Below are 14337 nucleotides of genomic sequence, written 5' to 3'. Positions count from 1 at the left end.
AAACAAAAGACTATTAACTTAATCAAAAGTATGTAGCGAACGTCCCCGAGACGTTCCCAAAATGCCGTAACCATTGAAATATAAGCACTCAATGACTCCCTCCGTTTCCGTTTTTAAACCCCTTGAAACATTGATTTCAAGGGGTTTTGTTATTTTACGTGTCAAAAAAACGTCAAATTGCAAATGACTTAACCCCACCTATTCACCAGATTGGCTTCTATTTTCTTCAAGATGCTTTTGATAGTTATATAGTTTTTCGGCGATTTCTAAAGATATACCCCCAAGTTATCCAATACCTCTTCTCAAAACTGATACACGTGCCTGTGAATTATATATAGTCAACTCATTTTCTTAACTTTTCTCTAATTTTTTGCACAAAAATAACCGTACTAGTTAAGGTACGGCTAAAATAAAGAATACTTTTAGTTATAAATTGGTGCTACTTGATTAGCTGTATTACGTGGTTTTCTTAAGACCTTTTGCAGTATTGTCATTTCTTGTTTTGACTTATTCAGATTAACCTCTTCTTTTTTACTAATCATCCTACTGTGACCATAAGTCTCAAATATTAGTATTTCTTCGAGAATAACGCCACTTATAATATTTAAAAATATATTATATTTACTAAATGAGTATCCTAACATCTTAAACGCTTTTCTAAAATTCTTCTTCTTAAATAGCTTGTATGAAATTAAAATGTGTACAATGAGGCTAAAGATTGGAAGTGCAAAATAAATTAAAGACTTCCCAAATTTTATATTTTTTAAATTAAATGTAAGGTAAGCTGTATACACTTGAACAAAATAAATCAAAGCGATGAAGACTAATAAAACTATACTTATTATCATACTTCTCACTTCTTTCTAGTTTTTTTCTGAGACATATTAGTAATATGCTCCTTATAATCTTGTCTTTGTATTAATTGTCGTCTTTCTTGTCTTTCATTAGATTTTAACTGCTCATTTCTCACGCTGTTTCTTCCTGCTTTTTCTGCAAGTACTAGTTCTTCTTCGGAGTCTTTTAAGAAATACCAATCTAACAAGACAATTGAAAAAACTGCGCAATATATCCCAATGAAACTAATTTTTAATATTAGACTAAGGATATTAGTAAAAGGAATAGTTAGACCTAAATAGTTTAATGTCATAAATGTAAAAATAAGAAAGCAGACCATACTAACAAAATATAAGCCGATTTTATACATCTTCGGATAGTAGCTTTTATCAAGAGATTTTTCTTTAAAATCCATAGAAAAAGGTAATAAGTAAATAAGTGCATTACTTAGGATCAGCTTGTAGTTGTCTGCAACGCAAGTAACATAAAATATCGCAAAAAATATCAAACTATGAACCATTAATCTCAAAGTATAAAATCGCATCAATTCACCATTCCACAGAATTCTTTTATAACCTTGGCGTATTAGTAATACATTCTTATACTAGTATATTAATACTTTTCACTGTATATAAGCAATACATATTGTCTAAAAACTTTACATTTTATTCCTTTTAGTTAGTGTTGATTAATATTTGATACAACTTATCATTGTTTTAACCACCAGTTGTAATTATGCACAAAAAAGATTGATTAGCCTTTACAAAAGCATTATAATTATTCTACAAGGGTCAAGCACCCAGTTAAAACAGATTAAAAAAGGAAATTAAATTTTCCATGACGGGCAAATTATTGCCCGTTTTTTGTTTTAAAAATTACATTTACACACTTGCTTCCAAATGGTTCTTATTTAATCATCTCTCTTACAGCACATGGAATACGACTAGAGGTATGTATAAACATACTTACCTAGTATCACCGTTACAAAAATGATTGCACCTGCCCTATATCTCGACTAAGCTGTTTCAACTTAACGCAACTAATCATCAGCAATAATACCTTTCAGCATAACACATGCCCCAGTCTTAGCTAACACTCTAGACTTCGCATTTTCACAGAACAAAACCCTCTAGTCTACAATGCAAATCATAGCTAGAGGGTTTGTTTTATGCGTTTTTCACGAAATAAATAATCAATGCAATCACTGTGATAATAAGTAAGCTTTTTACAAATTCTACCTTTTCTTTTCGAGTCGTTTTTCTCACAGTAACTGCTACTTTCAATATGAACGCTCTTTTCCATTATTCCCCTAATAGCGTAACATTATCCGTTTCAACATCAATGGCTTTGTCCTGACGCAATATTTCTGAAATAAGTTCAGGTATGGTGATTGAATGCTTTTGATGGATCACTGCATGTGCGAGTTGTTGACGGTAGTGTCTATAACAATAGTCAGTCATTGCGATGCGATACGTGTAATCTTCACGCAAACTTAATGCGACGACTCTGTCATATTTTGGGCGTGATATATCAATCGTATAGTCAAAGCCAGACCAAAATTGGTAAAGCGTCGGATCTTGTGTTTCATCTAATGTAATATGTCCGTCTTTGATGATAAGTTGTGCTGCTGAATCTTCAATCAGTCGCTTAATATCTGCACCTGTTAATGTCATGTCTATTGGTTTATCTGGGTGTGGATAGGCATGATAAATGTCTTTGTTACGAAGACTACCGCTGAGCCCTGTTGATGTCGGTAATGGCAAATGTACACATGTTATATCACAAGTCACTGCGCTTTTCATGGCGTTACTCAATAATTGAATAAATGGATGGCGTCGTTGTAACAGTGCCGCAAATGACGGAAAGCTTAAATCTATCGGTTGCGGATGAATCTGTTCATTTTCCCATTTTCTAACAGCTTTGCGATCATAATGTGTAATCTTCAACAATGACAGGCTTTCTTCATAAGATTCTAAATCAACGACTTCTGGTTCAATTGCCAATAATTCGTTCGTATTGCGTCGCTTACGAAATGTCACGTTAACGTGTATTAATTTTTCTGCATTTTGTCCTGCTTGTATAAAGGCTGTGCGTCCTTCAAATCCCACTTTTGTTTCATGCTGATGACCGGTAATCATTAAGTCTACAATGCCTGCTTCTCTCATAATTGTTAATGCTTGATTGTCGGTATTAACATCACTTGCTTGTCTTTCTCTTGCGTAATCGCCATGATACAGTACGATTAAAAAGTCGGGCTCTGCCACTTCATGAATATAGCGAATCCAGCGCTTGGCTGCTGTCGTTGCGTGTTCGACGGCAATATCTGGTTCCATTTCAATATTTTCATTACGCACTAATGCATCTGATGTAAAGCCAACGACGGCGATGCGTACCCCGTCAAATGTTTTCAACAAATACGGCGTTGAAAAATAAGGTTCTTTTGTCATCGCATACGTAATATTTGCGGATAGCCATGGGAAGCGTGCTAACGCAACGGAACGGTTAAGAAAGTCTAAACCAAATTTAAAGCCGTTCGCACTCATGCCGCTTGCATCATAGTCCATCGCATTCATTAATTTAATCATCGGATGTCGTTTATACGGGGCGACCACTGCATAATAAAATGACACAATGCTCCCTGCTAGACTGCCACCGTTGTCTAACAACATCACATTTTTATATTGTTCGCGCACTTTTTCAATATATGTGCCAGCACGGTAAATATGGGATGCTACATCGCCATCTAATATACGGCTATGCATATCAGATGTTGCTAAGATTTGAATACGTACTTCATCATTTTGACGCATAGATGTTCTCCTCACCTTTATACAAAAATACTCAATAATACCTTTATTTTAACATAGCCACCTCATACGAAAATAAAAAAATTGGATAAACATACCTGTCCGTTCATTTTGACTTTACGTCGCCATAAACCTACAAGTGTTGTCTATCCAATCCTATATGCTATCCAATTTGAATGTGTTCTTTCGGATAATGATATTTTGCTGCTTCTCGATTACCACTAATCATAATAATAAATGATATTAGTCCAACACGACCAACAAACATAAGCATCATCAATATGACTTTAGATACATTACCCAACTCTGCTGTAATACCTGTTGATAAGCCACACGTTCCAAAGGCTGACATAATTTCAAAATAAATTTGAATAAAATCAACGCGTCCCGCTTCATTCAACATAATGATAAATGTCCCGGCAAAGGTAAACATGACGGCGATAATAAATACCGCAAATGAACGGTGTATATCTTGCGTGTGTATCTCTCTATTGAATACTTTAATCGCTGACTTTTCTGCGTTCGGCTTGTAGTTCAACAGATATAACACTAATATCGCAAACGTGGTTGTGCGAATACCACCACCTACTGAACTTGGAGAAGAACCGATAAACATCAGTCCACCCATTAACAAGTTCGTAGCGTCGGAAAACTGGGACACATCAAATGTTTGTAGCCCTGCACTCCGTGTTGTTACTGATTGGAACAGTGCGTAGAAGAATGTTTTATGCCATGTCTCGTTGCTAAATACGCCTTGTGCTTCAATTAACAAAATACCAACTGTTCCCAATACGAGAATGATTAGATATGTAGCTGTTGTCACTTTCGTAAATAGTGAAAAGCGGAAGTTTGGAATTCTATTTTTAATATATGCTTTTATTTCTAATAGAACTGGGAAGCCAATCGATCCTAACACGATTAAAAACATCACAATCGTTTGAACGAAATAATCGTTGGCATACGGTATCAGTGAGTCCCCTGTAATGTCTAATCCTCCATTCGTCGTTGCTGAGATGGAGACGAAGACCCCTTGCATGATTGCTTCTTTTAAATTATGCAAGTCTCGATAAAAATAAAATGTGAGCAACGTTGCGCCAACAAATTCAATGACTAAGATGGCACGCACGATGTCAAAAATTAATCTAACCGTACCGCTCATTGAATCTTTATTATTATCTAACATGATCAGCTGACGCTCACGAATGCCGATATGTTTGCCTAACACAACCCACAAAAGCGTACCAATGGCCATAACGCCAATACCACCTGTATTCAAAATAAATAGCAGGACGATATAGCCGAAAGCAGAATATGTTTCTGAAATATTGACAGGGGTTAGACCTGTTACACTCACGCCAGAAACAGCAACAAAAAGTGTATCAATAGGCGCAACTTTAACACCCGGCTTATGAACACCGGGCAAGTTGAGCAATAAAAATGCAGCAATAATGGCAAAGAGATAGTACATCACAATACCTTGTTGAGGACTGGACTTTTTGAACAATTGACTAACGATTGACACGGTCTCTCACTCCAACGTTTTACAAATCAAATGAGATATTTTTAACCTCACCTTGACGTAATACTTTTAATTTGACTGGTTTATCTTTATCTAAATGACGGAATAATTGCTGACGATAAACGAGTCTATCTTTGATTGGTTTACCATCAAGTGTTGTAATGACATCACCTGTTTTCAAGCCGGATTTACGTGCAGGACTGTCTTTCATAATGTCTTCTACTACGGCACCTTCTTTTACTTTATCATCAATGTCAAATGAATCACGCTCATTTTGTGAAAGTGCTGAAACATCTTTTAAGCTGATTTTTGTATTTGGATGATTAATTTTGCCGTCTTTTTCAAGTTTTTCGGCGATTTTTTCAGCATCGTTTAATGGAATCGCAAATGCCATACCTTCTACATTCGGCATGCTAATTTTTAATGATGCGATCCCAATCAACTTGCCTTCTTGGTCTACAACTGCACCACCTGAATCACCCGGATTAATCGGTGCATCTACTTGAAATGCATGAACGAGCATATCATATTCATTATCTTTGTCTATATCAATCGGCACATTGCGGTCTAATCCAGAAATAATACCTTCTCCAACTGTATTTCTAAAATCTAGACCTAACGGATTTCCAACGACTAACGCCGGTTCCCCTAACACTAAATTGTTAGCATCTCCCAATTTGATTGGCTTCAAATCTGATTTTTTAACATCTGACGCTTTGATCGTCATCACAGCGATGTCTGACCATTGATCTTTCCCGACGACTGTCCCTGTCACGGTCTTTCCGTCAGCATATGTCAGTTCGTGTTGTTTTTTATCTCCTACTACATGGGCATTCGTTAAAATATAAAGTAAGTCGCCTACTTTTTTGTAGACGACGCCTGAGCCGCTTTCATTCTGTGCTTGTGCTTGTTGTTCTGCATCTTGTACTGTTCCTGGTGTCGCTTCTTGATTGTTCTCAACGGCAACAACAGATTTCGTTGCTGTATGTGCATTTTTCATTGTACGTGTCACTTGTTTATCGCTACCGACTTGTGTCTCTACACTTTCCATTTCATCATTACTACCATTCACATGATGGAAAATAGCGAACAATAATAATAAAACGAGTAACGCACCGACCACGATTAGAATCTTCGCCCACTCTCGTGTGACGAATTGTGTTACTTTTTCAGTCCAGTCTTTTTTCAACGTGTATTGATGACGTTTATGTTCAACGTGTTTTGCTTCATGCGCATGTACCTCTTGTTGCTCCGTTTGTTTCGATGCTTGTTCTGATTTTTCACGTTGAATATCATTCGCTTGCTGTTTGTATAGACTTTGCTGAAGTTGCATCTGTTCTGATGATGCCTCTGTCGCCTCTTTATCCGTTGCAACATCAGTTTGTGATACAGTTTTATCAACGTCCGCCTTCGATTGTGCAGGCGTTGTTTTCGGTTGTTTTGACTCTTCATGTGTTAACTTTTCAATGCGTGCTTTACGCAAATTGTCTTTCACACGTTCTTCATTATTTTTCGCTTGCACTTTTTCTTTCTCAGCTTTTAGTGCATCTGCTTTTTGCTGTTCTTTTATACGTGCCTCACGCTCTTCGTTATGAAAAAACTCGCGACGTTTGCGTCTATACGTTTTTCGTGGGATCACATGCTTTTTTTCTTGATCCATTGTGCGCCCTCCTTCAATGCCTTTGTTACTATTATGCCACATTCACCTTTAAAATTCCGTAATATTTTCTCAATCATATTAAGAAAATAACATAAATTTAACTGTGATTGAACTGTTTCCCATAACGTTCGTTCTTTACAAATTGAAATAAAAAAACACACGCATAGCAATAAACTATACGCGTGCTTATGAACAGCCTTTTATGACTGATTTTGTTTTTTATTTTTCACAACTGATGTGAACCAACCGATAGCGACAAGTCCAATCATGACTACCCAGAAAATAATTTGCCATGTTGCTGAATGTGGGAAGTCGTGTGGTAAGATACCGATGTCTTCGTGCGCCAATACAAGAATGACTAACTTAATACCTACCCAACCAACGATGGCAAAGGCTGCACCTTCTAAACCTGGATATTTGTTTAAAAATTCCACGAAGAATGTCGCAGCAAAACGCATTAAGATAACGCCGATCAGTCCACCTGTCAACATAACGCCGAATTGTCCAGCATCCATACCACCGAAGTGAATGCCTATTTTCGGTAATGTCACAGCAATCGCAAGTGCGGCAAGCATCGAGTCGATCGCGAAAGCAATATCTGCAAATTCAACTTTGGCAACTGTACCCCAAAATTCTTTGGCACTTACTTCTTTTTCAAAATCATGTGGGTCATCATCTAATGACTCATCAGAATGTTCTGGCGCTTTTTTACTAAAGAACTGGTACAGATTTTTAGCCGACATAAATAGTAAGTATGCGGCACCTGCTGCTTGAATCCACCAGAAGTTCGCTAAAATACTAATTAGGAACAAGGCGATAAAACGAAAAACAAATGCTCCTAATAAACCATAGAACAATGCTTTTTTACGTTGTTTTGGCGGTAAGTGTCTAACCATAACCGCCATAACGATGGCATTATCTGCAGCAAGTAAGCCTTCTAAAAAGACTAACACAAGGATAACCCATCCATACGATAACAATAAACTTGGATCCATCAAAGATCCCTCCTCTTTCATATATACGTTTTCATTTTTTGTGCAAAATTAAAGAGACCCATGCTAAATAACTAGCAAAGGTCTCACTTAGCATATCATATGCCCACTTCACCGGAAGATTTCCTCTTCGTAATGACGACAAAGTGTTATTAACGTCTGAATACGTTAATCAAGTTACTCCCCTCTGACATAACTGTCATAGGTATTTAATTTATGCTTAAGTATTATAACAGATTTTTAAATTAATTAATAGCTAAAAGTTCGAGTTATGTTCACTTAGACACAATAAAAGAAAGTTTTTATAACCCTTACGCAGACATATGGGAATCATATGCAGGCGTATTGATTGCATCAGATGTATCGCAAGCAGCATTTGTAGTGAATCTGATGGCTGACTTCATTTCTGCTCGAATGCTAAATACGGTCTCAAATATTTAAACAGGACTGTGAAATCATATACAGACACATTTGTCTTTATCCAACTGCTTACAGTAAGCTATACAGTTTGATATTCGGGAATTTCTCTTCAAACCAACGTGTCGCAAAGTCATTCTCGAATAAGAACACTTTGTTATCAAAACGGTCTCTTACAAGAATCGAACGACTTGAGTTCATTTTATCTTCAACGTCTTCTTCATTTTCAATCCAACGTGCAATTTTCTTACCAACTGGCTCCATAATAACATCCACGTTGTATTCGTTCTTCATACGATGTTCAAACACTTCAAATTGTAGTTGTCCCACTGCACCTAAAATAATTTGGTTGGTATGCAACGATTGGTAATACTGAATTGCACCTTCTTGTACAAGCTGTTCAATCCCTTTATGGAAGTGTTTTTGCTTCATGACATTTTTCGGTGACACTTTCATAAAAATCTCAGGTGTAAATTGTGGCAATGCTTTAAAATGGAATTTTTGATTGCCACCGACAAGCGTATCACCAATTTGGAAGTTACCGGTATCATATAACCCGATAATATCTCCCGCAACAGCATGGTTAACGGTTTCTTTATCATCCGCCATAAAGCTTGTCGAACGTGTAATTTTAGATTTTTTACCCGTACGTTGCAACTTCACGTCCATACCACGTTCAAACGCGCCACTCACAATACGCATAAATGCAATACGGTCACGGTGTTTCGGGTCCATGTTCGCTTGAATTTTGAAAATAAAGCCAGAAAATTGATCATCAAACGGACTCACTTCTAAATCTTCTTCTGTTTGACGTGAATGTGGCATCGGTGCATGATCCACGTATGCGTTCAAGAAGTTTTGTACGCCAAAGTTAGCAAGTGCCGAACCGAAAAAGACAGGTGTTAAGTCACCGCGCTTTAACGCTTCTTCATCGAATGATTCACCCGCTTCATCAACCAGCATCAATTCTTCAATCGCTTGTGTAAAGGCGCTGTCATCCGCAATCGCGTGTGACTCTTCCAATTCATAGTCTTCATTAATGTGTAAAATATTTTCTTCATCACGGAAAGGTTCAATCGTGCGTTCATGACGATCGATAATACCGAAGAAGTTTTGTCCCATACCAACTGGCCAGTTCATCGGATACGTTTCAATACCTAACGTCGTTTCGATTTCGTCTAATAACTCAAACGGTTCTTTACCGACACGGTCCAATTTGTTAATAAATGTAAAAATCGGAATACCACGCATTTTACAAACTTTGAACAGTTTCAATGTTTGCGGCTCAATCCCTTTCGCACAGTCAATAACCATGACTGCGCTGTCTACCGCCATCAATGTACGGTATGTGTCTTCGGAAAAGTCTTCGTGTCCTGGTGTATCCAAAATATTAATTTTATAATCATCATAATCAAATTGCATGACAGAACTTGTTACCGAAATCCCACGTTCTTGTTCGACTTTCATCCAGTCACTTGTCGCAAATTTTCCTGTTTTCTTCCCTTTAACTGTTCCTGCTTCACGAATTGCACCACTAAAATATAAAAGCTTTTCAGTTAAGGTTGTTTTCCCAGCATCCGGATGCGAAATAATCGCAAAGGTCTTACGCGCTGTTACTTCATCTTTGATACTCATCTCAAAACTCCTTCTAATTCTATGTTTCTTGTACCCATTGTGTAATGCGTAAAGCTAATATTTCAGCCTCTTCTTCATCTAATATATTAAAAAGATGCATCATTACATGTTCTGTTAACGCCTCGCCGTACAATGTATCATCAATCAGAATCGACCAATGTAAATCTGGTACAGCGACGACAAAATAGTCTTCTTTTTTATTCTCATAAATATATACTTTCGCCGAGTAGTTTTCACTGTGACTTTCTCTAATCTTCATCAGGCTGTCCTCCAAACTTCGCATATGCCGCTTCTAAACCAATTAAGTCATCGCGATGCGGTACTTTGACGTGTCCTGCCATAATTTGGAATGGCTCACGTCCTTTAGAAGCTAACACAACCGTATCTCCCGGCTCTGCCACATCAATCGCATGGCAAATACCTTCTGCACGATCTGTAAATTCTACGTAGTTGTCGTGCGTCATCCCTTTTGCCAACTCTGCCGTCAACATTTTAGGGTCGTCATTAGCCGGGTTATCCGGTGTTAAAATAACGTAATCTGCACGAGAAGCGACACGTCCCATATCCGGTGTTTTCGTCAAATCTCGCTCTCCCGCCATACCGATTAAGAAAATAAGCTTCTGTTTCACAAAAGGTTCCACAGCGTCAATTAACTTTGTCATCCCGTCCGCTGTGTGTGCGTAGTCGATAATTAAATCAATTGGCAATGATGGATCTAACACTTCTAGGCGACCTTCTACAGGCTCCAACGTTTCAACGACTTGTGTGACACGTTCTAAGTCTTCGCCACTCACCCAGACGCCAAGCATCGCTGCTATTAAGTTGGCAATGTTAAATGCGCCGACATACGGCGACTTAACGGGATATGTGCCAAATGGCGTCACAAAATCAAATGTCACACCTTGCAACGTTGCTTGAATATTTTTCGCCATAAATTGCGCTTCTTGCTCAATGCCGTAACTCAATACTTCATAAGGTGTGACCGTTCTTAAATACTCTGAAAACGGATCGTCATTATTTACAATCGCATATTTCGGTTGCGATACATCTTGACCGAGTTGACTAAACAATAGCGACTTCGCATGACCATATGCTTCCATTGTACCGTGAAAATCTAAATGATCTTGCGTTAAATTTGAGAAAATCGCCACGTCGAACGTTACGCCACTAAGACGTCCTAAACTTAAACCGTGTGATGAAACTTCCAATGTCATCGCTTTCGCATCGGCTTGCACTGCTTCATGTAATTTTTTCGTCAGTGACACTGTTTCAGGCGTCGTATTTTGCCCTTTCGTCACATGCTCATTAATTTGAAAGCCATTCGTACCTAAATACGCACTGCCTTTACCAAGCTTGCGAAAAATGTGATGTACCATTGTCGCAATGGATGTCTTACCGTTTGTCCCTGTCACACCAATCGTTGTTAACTGTTGACTCGGGAAGTTGTATAAACGATGCGCTAAATGACTCGCGACGCGTAACGTATCTGGCACGATCACTTGTGTAACATCGCCTTCTAATGACAGTTCGCGACTAACTACAACGACTTGACAACCTTGCGTCACAACGTCTTGTGCAAAGCGATGACTGTCTACTGTATAGCCCTTAGATGCGACAAAGATGCTGCCTTGTCTCGCCGTACGGGAATCTGTGGTAATATCATCTATTTCTCTATCAAGTGTTCCTATAACTTGCTTCATTAATATATGTTGAAAAAGTTCTTGCGCATTCACACATATCTCTCCTTTTTTATACACTCATTCATTATACACGTTTCATCATAAAATCATACAAGTTACATCATTTTTTCTAGTAAATTGCAGGCCTTTGTTGTCGATACAACCTCTTTGTATTGTATCCCTCGACACAATATATTAAGATAGTAGAATGATTATAACGTAGTAAAGGCGGTTATAACACTTATAAACGCCTATTCACTCGCGCACAAAAAATTGTTTTGTGACGCACGCAACCTTTATCACTTGGTCAGAACCTCTTTTCCTTTCACAATTTTTTTAGGATACTGTAAACTATGGTTAAGTGATTAGACTGTAAAGTAAGCTTGAGACAAGGTATACGCGATTTTTATGCTTTACGTCTAAACTATATATGGAGGCCACTCATATGAGTACTCAAAAGAAAAAAATATTAATATTAACAGGGTCTTTTGGTAATGGTCACATCCAAGTGACGAACAGCATTGTGTCACGATTCAATGCGATGAACTTAGATGAATTGACAGTGATTGAGCATGACTTATTTTTAGAAGCCCATCCTATTTTAACGACGATCTGTAAACAATGGTATATCAACAGTTTTAAATATTTTCGCCGTATGTATAAGGCGTTTTACTATAGTCGTCCGGACGAATTGGATAAGTGTTTTTATAAGTACTATGGCTTGAACAAGTTGCTGAATCTGTTATTAAAAGAAAAGCCTGACTTAATTTTATTGACGTTCCCAACACCTGTGATGTCAGTATTAACACAACAATTTAATATGAACATTCCGATTGCGACTGTTTTAACAGATTATCGCATGCATAAAAACTGGATTACACCAAACTCGTCACGTTACTATGTTGCCACTGACGACTTGAAAGCGGAATTAACAGAGATTGGTATTCCAAGTACACATACAAAAGTGACAGGCATTCCGGTCTCAGCACAGTTTGAAACACCGATTGATCAAGCACAATGGATGCGTCAACACAATCTCGATCCAGCTGCGCCCACCATTTTAATGTCGGCAGGTGCTTTTGGCGTTTCAAAAGGCTTTGAACAGATGATTCAACAGATTATCGACGACACACCAACGGCACAAGTTGTGATGATTTGTGGACGTAACAAAGAACTCAAACGTCAACTATCGCGTGCATTTCACAATACGCAAAGCGTCTTGATTCTCGGCTATACGAAGCATATGAATGAGTGGATGGCAGCAAGTCAATTAATGATTACAAAGCCGGGTGGCATTACGATTTCTGAAGGGTTGTCACGTCAAATACCGATGATTTTCTTAAATCCTGCACCCGGTCAAGAATTAGAAAATGCTTATTATTTTGAAGAAAAAGGGTTCGGTAAAATTGCAAATACACCGAATGAAGCCATCGACACCGTAACACATTTGATACAGCATCCTGATGTTCGTCAACAGATGATTCAAAGTATGGCTGACGCACGTATTCCGGATGCGACGCAAAAAATTTGTGATGACTTGTTAGATCTGTTACACGATGCAACAGCGTATCAACATGTTTATGGAAAGGTACCTTTATATGCAAAACTACTCGTTAAATGATAGACAATATACGAAAAACTTTTCATTATTAATTATTATTTTGTTTCTTATGGAATTTGCCCGAGGTATGTACGTGCTAAGCTACCTACCTCTGCTACCAACAGCGACATCTATTGCAGTTGGGATTACATCGGCTGCGATTTCTGTACATTTTGTAGCCGATGCAGTTTCCAACTTTTTTGTTGGCTTTATTTTAAAACGCTGGGGCCCACGTATTGTGCTTACACTCGGTTTTATCTTGGCACTTGGCAGTTTAGCACTCGTTATTTTTATGCCCACTTCTCCAGTCGTACTCATTGTCAGTGCCTTAATGTTAGGCATTGCGGTATGTCCAATTTGGGTCGTTATGTTAGCGAACGTAGAAGAAACATCACGCGGCAAACAGATGGGCTACGTGTACTTCGCATGGCTTGCTGGTTTGTTAGTCGGCATGATTGGTATGAACTTAATTTTCAAAAGTCATCCGATAACATTCAACTTTTTAATGCCATTGATTGTCGGTATTGCATTTATCCTGTACTTTTTTGTGAAAGTACAACTGACTGACTATCATATGAAAAATGTCCGTCAGCAATTGAAACAAATTGTAAGTGTCTCTCGACGACATCTTATTTTATTCCCAGGGATTTTACTACAAGGGATTGCGATTAGTGCCCTCATCCCTGTGTTACCACAATATGCTGTTGATATTGTCGGTGTTTCGACCGTTGAGTATACCGGGGCAATTGTGATCGGTGGTATCGGTTGTACAATTTCAATGCTAGGCTTATCAAAACTTATCGATCGCTATGCCCACCGATTTATGTATAGTATGATTTTTATCGGCTTTTTATGTTACGGTATTGCCATGGTGTCATTTACATTCATTACAAATATTGTGATCGTTTGGTGCATCGCTTTACTTATTGGTATGATATACGGCCTCTTACTCCCTGCATGGAATACATTTATGGCAGGCTTTATCCACCCGTCTGAACAAGAAGAGACATGGGGTGTCATTAACAGTATTCAAGGGTTGGGGGCCATGGCAGGACCGATTATTGGTGGCCCTCTATCACAAGTGTTAGGTAGCCCTATTTATACATTCTACTTTGCGGCATGCTTAATCTTTTTCTTAGCTTGTTTTTACGGCTTATACTTTTTAAAACAGCTACGTCGCACGCATTAAAAAAC

11 protein-coding genes and 1 riboswitch are annotated in these 14337 nt (G+C 38.1%); of the genes, 2 read left to right on the top strand and 9 right to left on the bottom strand.

The window, feature by feature from the left end; genetic code table 11:
- Positions 1 to 422: 422 nt before the first annotated feature.
- The 9 genes from TP70_RS07075 to TP70_RS07035 all read right to left on the bottom strand — a co-directional run bounded on the left by TP70_RS07075 (position 423) and on the right by TP70_RS07035 (position 11597).
- Positions 423 to 848 (bottom strand): hypothetical protein, encoded by a 426-nt coding sequence (locus tag TP70_RS07075; RefSeq protein ID WP_044360601.1) that lies wholly within the window; start codon positions 846 to 848, stop codon positions 423 to 425.
- 5 nt (positions 849 to 853) lie between these two features.
- Positions 854 to 1249, bottom strand: a complete 396-nt coding sequence (locus TP70_RS07070) for a hypothetical protein (protein WP_156962265.1) — start codon at positions 1247 to 1249, stop codon at positions 854 to 856.
- A gap of 886 nt (positions 1250 to 2135) precedes the next feature.
- Complete coding sequence (locus TP70_RS07065; RefSeq protein ID WP_044360597.1) at positions 2136 to 3644, bottom strand: bifunctional metallophosphatase/5'-nucleotidase; 1509 nt, start codon at positions 3642 to 3644, stop codon at positions 2136 to 2138.
- A gap of 160 nt (positions 3645 to 3804) precedes the next feature.
- A complete protein-coding gene (locus TP70_RS07060) occupies positions 3805 to 5163 on the bottom strand; it encodes a TrkH family potassium uptake protein (RefSeq protein WP_044360596.1) in 1359 nt (452 codons plus the stop codon).
- A 19-nt stretch (positions 5164 to 5182) separates the two neighbouring features.
- Positions 5183 to 6820, bottom strand: coding sequence for a S1C family serine protease (locus tag TP70_RS07055; RefSeq protein WP_044360595.1), 1638 nt, complete (start codon positions 6818 to 6820; stop codon positions 5183 to 5185).
- Between the two features lie 200 nt (positions 6821 to 7020).
- A complete protein-coding gene (locus TP70_RS07050) occupies positions 7021 to 7815 on the bottom strand; it encodes a TerC family protein (protein WP_044360594.1) in 795 nt (264 codons plus the stop codon).
- 89 nt (positions 7816 to 7904) lie between these two features.
- A riboswitch (yybP-ykoY riboswitch) is annotated at positions 7905 to 8012 on the bottom strand.
- A 289-nt stretch (positions 8013 to 8301) separates the two neighbouring features.
- Positions 8302 to 9864, bottom strand: a complete 1563-nt coding sequence (locus TP70_RS07045) for a peptide chain release factor 3 (RefSeq protein WP_044360593.1) — start codon at positions 9862 to 9864, stop codon at positions 8302 to 8304.
- 19 nt (positions 9865 to 9883) lie between these two features.
- The gene (locus TP70_RS07040; protein WP_044360592.1) at positions 9884 to 10123 is read right to left on the bottom strand and encodes a YueH family protein; all 240 of its coding nucleotides are present in this window, start codon (positions 10121 to 10123) and stop codon (positions 9884 to 9886) included.
- Positions 10113 to 11597 carry a UDP-N-acetylmuramoyl-L-alanyl-D-glutamate--L-lysine ligase gene (locus TP70_RS07035; RefSeq protein ID WP_044360591.1) on the bottom strand — a complete coding sequence of 495 codons (1485 nt, stop codon included), beginning with the start codon at positions 11595 to 11597 and terminating at the stop codon, positions 10113 to 10115. The genes TP70_RS07040 and TP70_RS07035 overlap by 11 nt, the downstream gene beginning before the upstream one ends.
- 391 nt (positions 11598 to 11988) lie before the next feature.
- Between TP70_RS07035 and TP70_RS07030 the strand changes: the two genes are divergently transcribed.
- Positions 11989 to 13164, top strand: a complete 1176-nt coding sequence (locus TP70_RS07030; RefSeq protein ID WP_044360590.1) for a diglucosyl diacylglycerol synthase — start codon at positions 11989 to 11991, stop codon at positions 13162 to 13164.
- Entirely contained in the window at positions 13142 to 14332 is a 1191-nt protein-coding gene (ltaA, locus tag TP70_RS07025; protein WP_044360589.1) for a lipoteichoic acid biosynthesis MFS flippase LtaA, read from the top strand. The genes TP70_RS07030 and ltaA overlap by 23 nt, the downstream gene beginning before the upstream one ends.
- The last annotated feature ends 5 nt before the right edge of the window (positions 14333 to 14337 follow it).

The organism is Staphylococcus microti (genome assembly GCF_000934465.1).
GTDB classification, from domain to species: Bacteria; Bacillota; Bacilli; order Staphylococcales; family Staphylococcaceae; genus Staphylococcus; species Staphylococcus microti.
This window is presented reverse-complemented; position numbering and strand designations above follow the sequence as displayed.

What these genes read in the sequence shown, in the direction of transcription:
- TP70_RS07055 (WP_044360595.1), bottom strand. Translation starts at nt 6,820, where the DNA reads ATGGATCAAGAAAAAAAGCATGTGATCCCACGAAAAACGTATAGACGC.
- TP70_RS07050 (WP_044360594.1), bottom strand. Translation starts at nt 7,815, where the DNA reads ATGGATCCAAGTTTATTGTTATCGTATGGATGGGTTATCCTTGTGTTA.
- TP70_RS07065 (WP_044360597.1), bottom strand. Translation starts at nt 3,644, where the DNA reads ATGCGTCAAAATGATGAAGTACGTATTCAAATCTTAGCAACATCTGAT.
- TP70_RS07040 (WP_044360592.1), bottom strand. Translation starts at nt 10,123, where the DNA reads ATGAAGATTAGAGAAAGTCACAGTGAAAACTACTCGGCGAAAGTATAT.
- TP70_RS07075 (WP_044360601.1), bottom strand. Translation starts at nt 848, where the DNA reads ATGATAATAAGTATAGTTTTATTAGTCTTCATCGCTTTGATTTATTTT.
- TP70_RS07070 (WP_156962265.1), bottom strand. Translation starts at nt 1,249, where the DNA reads ATGGATTTTAAAGAAAAATCTCTTGATAAAAGCTACTATCCGAAGATG.
- ltaA (WP_044360589.1), top strand. Translation starts at nt 13,142, where the DNA reads ATGCAAAACTACTCGTTAAATGATAGACAATATACGAAAAACTTTTCA.
- TP70_RS07045 (WP_044360593.1), bottom strand. Translation starts at nt 9,864, where the DNA reads ATGAGTATCAAAGATGAAGTAACAGCGCGTAAGACCTTTGCGATTATT.
- TP70_RS07030 (WP_044360590.1), top strand. Translation starts at nt 11,989, where the DNA reads ATGAGTACTCAAAAGAAAAAAATATTAATATTAACAGGGTCTTTTGGT.